This is a genomic window from Marinobacter sp. DSM 26671, from assembly GCF_900112835.1.
GTDB lineage: Bacteria > Pseudomonadota > Gammaproteobacteria > Pseudomonadales > Oleiphilaceae > Marinobacter > Marinobacter flavimaris.
Map to the genome: position 1 here is coordinate 1 of NZ_FONF01000048.1, position 6779 is coordinate 6779.

The window sequence follows — 6779 nt, forward strand, 5'->3', positions numbered from 1 at the left end:
CGCAGATAGCTCACCAGCAAGTGCCTACCGCAGAAGACGTAAAGCGGGAAGTAGCAGTGATGGTCGTAATACCGGTTAAAGAACTTACCCGGCTGGTCGCCGTGCACCGGAATATCGGTGCCGTCAAAATCCAGCACGATTTCCTTGGGCGGCTTCTCATGCTGCTCGATAAAGTGGTGCCAGAGCAACTCATGCGCTTTGACAATGGTTTGCCGATCCATCGCCTGCTCCATTCGACAAAGCGTGGACTTGCCGGCCAGAGTCGAGGCATTCCCCGTGGCGGTTTGTAGTGCCTGATCAAAGCGAAGCGCTTCATGATCATTCAGATCTTCGTAGCCGCTGGCCACGCCGTAGACGCGCTGCCGGATCATGGTGTTGAGCCCATGACGAATCATGCGGGCATCCCGCTGGTCGGTCAGCGTCTCGGCCAGTCGCTGGGTTAGCCGGTGTTGTTTATCGACTTCGCGCAGTAACAACACACCGGCATCCGAGGTGATATGGCCTCCGGAGAAATCGGCTTCAATCTGGCGGCGGGAGAGTGGCGAGAAGGTCAGTTTTTGAGGTACCATTTTGGATAGCGGCTTTTAGTGTGGGTTTTTGTGTAGGAACTTGAATTCTAACACTTTAAGCCGCTTCTTCCTTCCTCATGCTACCTTCTTCATGAGAAATCCGGGCTAGGGAACTGGATGCCCGTGAGGCCCAAGAACACATCACACAGGGATATCATGTAGAAAATCAGTAGAGGAGGCAATAACGCGTCAGCTCGCATTGCGCTTGCAATAAGCCCCATGTACTCCATGTCGATTGGTGTCGCGTATTGTCAACCTGACGCACACACCGGGCAGAAGCGACAAGCAGTGAATTCGGTGCAGAATATATCATCTACGCCTACTTGAACGGATAAAGACAAAAACACTGGAGAAAGAAGTTGGCTTGGAAATTTCAGTTGCAGCTTGCGAGCAAAACAATCGCCAGCACGGTGTTGGGCGGGCTGACCGGAATGGATCGGTTATGGCACCGCCGCGAAGCCAGCATGATAGCCTACGCGGCAGCAGCGTTGTGTGCCTGCGGCTTTGCGTTTGTCTCGCAGCATATTCCAGGTACCGATCCCAGTCGCGTTTTGGTTTCAACAAAAGATAGGATGTGCAACCATGGAAAAAACACTTCGCCTTGACCTCCCGCTCCTCCTTCCCGACACGCCGGATGCGCATGGGGCTTGTGCACAGCGGCTAGCCGAGAGCCTGGAAACTCGTGAAGGTGTCTCTATCGCCCACGTTCGCAATACAGAAAGCGGTGGGGGCATGGAGCTATGTATTCATTACGACCCCGCATTGCTTTCGCTTGAACGAGTCCGCGAAGTCGCCAAGGCGTTCGGGGCAGAGATTACCTCTCAGTTCGGGCACCTCGTGTGGCAGGTTGAAGGTATTCCGGATCAACGTCGGGCAAGAGCGGTCAGCGCACAGCTGCGCAGTCTCCCGGGGGTTGTAGAGGCCGAGGCCAATGCCAAGGGGCCGCTGCGGATTGAATTTGATCGAAGGCAAACTGATGAAAACACTCTGCGCAATGCCCTTCAGAACATGAGACTGTCGCTGGTACAAGACGAATCCAGACCGCATGAGCCGACTGGAGAAGCACACGATCATGAGCATGGCGGCATATTTGGTGCGCAAACGGAACTTATTTTTGTGGCCTTGTGCGGTGCGCTGTTGCTGATTGGCTGGCTTTTGCCGAAGTTCGTGGCGACGCCGCCATGGGCACCCCTGTTCGTCCTCGTGCCCGCCTATTTCTTCGGCGGCTACTACGCCCTGCGCGAGGCTATTGACAGTGTGCGCACTGGCCGGTTCGAGATTGATTTTCTGATGCTGGTGGCGGCGGCGGGCGCGGCAGCGCTTGGTGAATGGGCCGAGGGCGCATTGTTGCTGCTCCTCTTCAGTCTTGGCCATGCGCTGGAAGGCTATGCCATGGGTCGCGCCAAGCGGGCCATCGAAGCGCTTGGCGCCCTGGCGCCCAAAACCGCCACCGTGCGCCGGGATGCCAAGGTCGAAGAGATCGCCGTCGATGCTTTGCGGGTCGGTGACATCGTGCTGGTGAAGCCGAACGAGCGTCTGGCCGCGGACGGGTTCGTCATCAAGGGTGAAAGCAGCGTCAATCAAGCACCGATCACAGGCGAGAGCGTGCCGGTGGACAAATCACCCGTCGGGGATGCGACCGTTGCCGCGGAAAAACCCGACCTCGTGGATGCCGAAAACCGTGTCTTTGCCGGTACGATCAACGGCGGCAGTGCGTTGGAAATTCAAGTCACGCGCACATCGGCGGATTCGACCCTCGCCCGCGTCGTCAAGATGGTGAACGAGGCCGAAACCAACCAATCGCCCACCCAGCGCCTGACCGACCGGTTCGAACGCATCTTTGTACCGGCGGTTCTGGTTCTTGCCGTTGCGCTTTTGTTTGCGGGCTTCGTCGTCGACGAACCTTTCAGCGACACCTTCTATCGCGCCATGGCTGTACTGGTAGCGGCAAGCCCCTGTGCGCTTGCGATCGCGACGCCAAGCGCGGTTCTCAGCGGGGTCGCACGCGCCGCCCGTGGCGGTGTTCTGATCAAAGGCGGTGCCCCGCTCGAAAATCTGGGGCGGCTGACGGCCATCGCCTTCGACAAGACCGGCACACTGACAGAAGGCAAGCCGAAGCTCGTCGATGTGGTGACGGCCGATGACGTAGCGGAAGAGGAGCTTCTGCGGGTGGCGGTTGGGGTCGAGATGTTGAGCGACCATCCCCTCGCCGCTGCCGTTGTCAGGGGTGGACGCGAACGCCTGGGCGATACGCCTGCCGCCGAGTCATTGAACCTGCGCAGCATTACGGGCCGCGGGGTCGTGGCAGACGTCGAGGGCGAGACAACCTACATCGGTAAGGATGACCTGTTCGCGGAGATTGGCGGCCCTGCCATTCCTCCTTCTCTGAAGATCCAAATAGAAGCATTGGAAGCGAACGGCCGCACCACGATGGTTGTTCGCCAAGGCGACCGATATCTTGGCGTGATTGGGCTGATGGATACGCCGCGCGAAGCGGCACCGGCGGTGATAGAGACGCTGCGCACGATCGGCATTCGCCGGATGATCATGATCTCTGGCGACAATCAGCAGGTCGCGGACGCTGTCGCGCGGGCTGTCGGCCTTGACGAGGCACGCGGTGATCTGATGCCCGATGATAAGGTGGAGACGATCAAAAAACTGCGCGCAGAGGCTAAAGTAGCGATGGTTGGCGACGGCGTCAACGACGCTCCCGCGATGGCGAACGCCACAGTCGGCATTGCCATGGGCGCGGCGGGCTCGGATGTCGCGCTGGAAACCGCCGATGTGGCTCTGATGGCGGATAACCTGAACCATTTGCCCTTCGCCGTGGCGTTGAGCCGGTCGACGAGCTCAATCATTCGACAGAACCTGTGGTTCAGCCTGGGCGTTGTTGCCTTGCTGGTTCCCGCGACGATTCTCGGTCTTGGGATTGGACCTGCGGTGGCGGTTCACGAAGGGTCGACTATTGTCGTCGTGTTCAACGCACTGCGCTTGCTCGCATTTCGTTTTGCTCCACCTGTTACACCCGTGGGTAGGGTATCCAATGCGGAAATGTCGGTGTAATCAACCAGACAACAGGAAGCCGTTGCAGGAAGCTCCCAATGAAGTGGATCGAACAAACTCTCGGACCACTCTTCCTGGATGGGGATACAAGGCGTGTTCATTTGTTCGAGCTTCTGCTTGACGTGAATGACGGATTGAAAAAGGCAGGTAATAACACACAATTTACAGGTCATTGGTGCTGGATCATCGGCTGCGCAAACTCCGACGACCGCGCTAGCGGCCTTACATACATGTGTGAAGATTATTATCACAGAATAAGGGGCGGTGTTATCCCGCTCTCTTCCAGAGCCCAACGGGCGCGCCATATATCTGAACGCCGCTCAAGCACCAGATAGTTGCGTTCCGCAATATAGCGCGACTTCTGACCGGGGATACATGGGATTCGGATCGGACACGCCTTGAGCGGCGATTCACCAAATTGTGCAAGGGCCCCCAGAATTCGTGCCCACACCCTTGGCGGGGCGCGATGCGCAATGCCCGAGGCAACCAGCTGGTGTAACCAGCGACCGGCGCCGAGCTTCATCGTGGCACGCGTCGCCAGGTGGATTTCCCCCGAAAGCACCGTGACATCATGGCCGTTGGCAAGCGCCATGTCCCGGATCACCCGAAGCATATCGCACCATTCGTCACGGTGAGCGCGGCTTTGCCACTGATCGCGCAGATCGTCCTCGTATTTCTGCATTTTGGGGATGGCGACCATCAGAGCCTCAAGCACCGACAGGCGTGGACCCAGCAACGGCACGCTGGACATCAGGAACGTGTGACCCTGCACCGGGGTCGAGGCCTCAGCTCGAATCATCTTCCAGCCGCCGTCCCCCATTACCTCGTGGCGCGTACGCTCCGACCTCATATCAGGTGCAAGGAGGCGCAGACCGGCTGTGCGAACACTCCAGCCCAGATGCAGCCCGGCAGGATCGTGGAACCGTTCAGGCAGATCACCATCTACTGCGGCATGCTGAAAGGTCAAAAAACTCTCGCGGGCAACATCAAACAGGATTTGGCCGACCGGTGTGTCGGTCTTCGACCCCGGTAGCGATCCCCAGCCATCGCAAATATCGTGGTCGTCCCACTGCATGAGAGACGGCACGCGCGCGGCGATCCAGACAAATTCCGGCGCACGATAAAGCGCCACGTAGCGCTCCAGGAAGCGTTCGCGCAAATAATGGCGCAAATCGGCAAGATCGGCGCGCGAAGGATCCTTGGGGATATGTTCGGGCCAGTCCTCGCTCAGGGGGTGACCCTCGGTGACTTGGTCAGCATAGACCTGATCGCCACCGTGCAGCAGCAGGGAAAACGGCGCGTTCCGGTGATCTTCTGTCAGGCGTGCCCACATCGCATTGCGCTCGGACCCTTCGCGCTCCAGATCGCCGATTTGCTCGCCGTTGCAGGACACATAGGCGATCCGTATATCGCCTCGAAAATCACTTGCCAAGGAGTAACTTTGGCCGTTCCAGGCATAACAGGACGAGCGGTTTGCGGGCAGGTCGAAGCGTGCTCGCCAAACGGTCATATGATCGTATTCCGCGAGGATTTCCGCTGTATGTACGCCGTGGACCGTTTCGATTGGCTCCGGGCACTCGCCATTGTCCGCAATGAAAAGGACAGAGAGCCGTAACACATATTTCTCGACATGGTCGAGAAAGAGAAGCGGTCCGGTCATGACCGGAGGTTCGGATGTCATGCGCAAGGTGGTTCCGATCAGTCTTCGGGCACTACTGTCGCCGTTGTCCTCGTCGCAGGACAGCGGGTATTGCAATCAGCGCGATCAGCCCTGCAACCCAAACCAGCAGAACGACCGTCTTGACAAGAAAATGAATCGATCCACCCGCCCAGCCGAGCAGCCCCTCAATATTGGCCGCATCACGTAAAGCCGTGGCTTCCTCCCCAAGGCCAAACCACTTCGCAAGCCCCGCTCCGGTATCGGCCAGTGGCCCGGCTGCACCGGAGATCCAGGAGAGGACCGGATCGACCAGCCACCAAGCGCCGAGCGAAAGCGCAGACCATATGACCAGCCCGGCCACGATGACCGAGGTCGGAATATTCAGCACCGGCAGGGCTCTGCGTTCGCGATAGCCGGAATGGTCATCGCCCTCATAATACCCACCCATGTCGCGATACCGTCTGTGTTTGGGTCGCCGGAAAAGATGATGTCCCATGATTTGCTTCCTCTAAGGGTGACGTTCACCTCCGCCAACACAACGTATCGCATCCTTGACCACCAGATGACCGCGGTGCGCGTCAAGGCCCCAGGTCAAAGTCCAGACGTAAGGATCCTGCGCCGCGGTGACACCAGGCAGGCCCATGTCCACCCGAGTTGCGCCGCCTGAACAAACCTGTCTAATCAAAAATTTCCGACAACCAGGACTTGCGGCGATACCCATGTTTGCCATGGCCTCCATGCTTGCCGTAACCGCCGTGCTTGTCATAGCCTCGGGGTTCTGGCTCGCGACGTGGTGGCGGCGCCAGTTCTACGGCACTACGCTCGATGATCTTGTCCAGCTCCCCCCGGTCCAGCCACACGCCCCGGCATTTGGGGCAATAATCAATTTCCACACCTTGTCGATCGGCCATCGTCAGATCAACACTCTCGCATACTGGACATTTCATGAGCTTCTCCTTTAGGTCAATCATCAGGGAAATCATAGTAGCACCATACTCACACCCCTTCACACTTGGGGCAACTAATCAAAATATTCTCCAGCATGTTATCGGCACCAACCATGATTAATTGGTGTGCCCAGAAGCCCCCTGCCCCCATTGAGCAGGTGATCTATTATCTGTTGTGAATCAAGGGGCAGTCTAGCCCGAATTTCTCATGAGGGGATAAAAGAAAGCGGCTGAAAGTGTTAAAATTTCAGGACCTTACACCATCAATCAACACCAACAACCGCTATCCAAAATGGTACCTCAAAAACTGACCTTCTCGCCACTTTCCCGCCGCCAGATTGAAACCGACTTCTCCGGAGGCCATATCACCTCCGATGCCGGCTTGCTGTTACTGCGCGAAGTCGACAAACAACACCGGTTAACCCAACGGCTGGCCGAGACTCTGACCGACCAGCGGGATCCCCGGATGATTCGTCATGAGCTCAAGTCCCTGGTCCGGCAACGGGTCTACGGTGTGGCCGGTGGCTACGAAGATCTGAA

At 57.9% G+C, this 6779-nt stretch carries 7 protein-coding genes; 3 read left to right on the forward strand and 4 right to left on the reverse strand.

The features are described from left to right. The coding region (locus tag BM035_RS21835) for an IS1380 family transposase (protein WP_139216094.1) at positions 1-569 on the reverse strand (569 nt) is incomplete at its 3' end. Between the two features lie 359 nt (positions 570-928). Here BM035_RS21835 and BM035_RS22540 point away from each other — a divergent pair. Continuing rightward, a complete protein-coding gene (locus tag BM035_RS22540) occupies positions 929-1174 on the forward strand; it encodes a hypothetical protein (RefSeq protein WP_136632012.1) in 246 nt (81 codons plus the stop codon). After that, complete coding sequence (locus tag BM035_RS21840; protein WP_008173696.1) at positions 1152-3632, forward strand: heavy metal translocating P-type ATPase; 2481 nt, start codon at positions 1152-1154, stop codon at positions 3630-3632. Before BM035_RS22540 ends, BM035_RS21840 begins: the two co-directional genes overlap by 23 nt. Before the next feature lie 247 nt (positions 3633-3879). On the opposite strand, the gene BM035_RS21845 is transcribed toward BM035_RS21840, so the two are convergent. From BM035_RS21845 to BM035_RS21860, 3 genes are all read right to left on the reverse strand, one after another. Next, positions 3880-5313: an alkaline phosphatase D family protein gene (locus BM035_RS21845; protein WP_074211047.1), complete on the reverse strand. Its 1434-nt coding sequence runs from the start codon at positions 5311-5313 to the stop codon at positions 3880-3882. Between the two features lie 31 nt (positions 5314-5344). Further along, positions 5345-5788, reverse strand: a complete 444-nt coding sequence (locus BM035_RS21850; RefSeq protein ID WP_039882014.1) for a hypothetical protein — start codon at positions 5786-5788, stop codon at positions 5345-5347. A gap of 181 nt (positions 5789-5969) precedes the next feature. Beyond that, positions 5970-6239: a TFIIB-type zinc ribbon-containing protein gene (locus BM035_RS21860; protein ID WP_172515652.1), complete on the reverse strand. Its 270-nt coding sequence runs from the start codon at positions 6237-6239 to the stop codon at positions 5970-5972. Between the two features lie 292 nt (positions 6240-6531). Between BM035_RS21860 and BM035_RS21865 the strand changes: the two genes are divergently transcribed. Then, the coding region (locus BM035_RS21865; RefSeq protein WP_175497455.1) for a transposase at positions 6532-6779 on the forward strand (248 nt) is incomplete at its 3' end.

Coding starts and splice junctions, on each gene's coding strand:
- BM035_RS21840 (WP_008173696.1), top strand. CDS start 1,152: ATGGAAAAAACACTTCGCCTTGACCTCCCGCTCCTCCTTCCCGACACG.
- BM035_RS21845 (WP_074211047.1), bottom strand. CDS start 5,313: ATGACATCCGAACCTCCGGTCATGACCGGACCGCTTCTCTTTCTCGAC.
- BM035_RS21850 (WP_039882014.1), bottom strand. CDS start 5,788: ATGGGACATCATCTTTTCCGGCGACCCAAACACAGACGGTATCGCGAC.
- BM035_RS21860 (WP_172515652.1), bottom strand. CDS start 6,239: ATGAAATGTCCAGTATGCGAGAGTGTTGATCTGACGATGGCCGATCGA.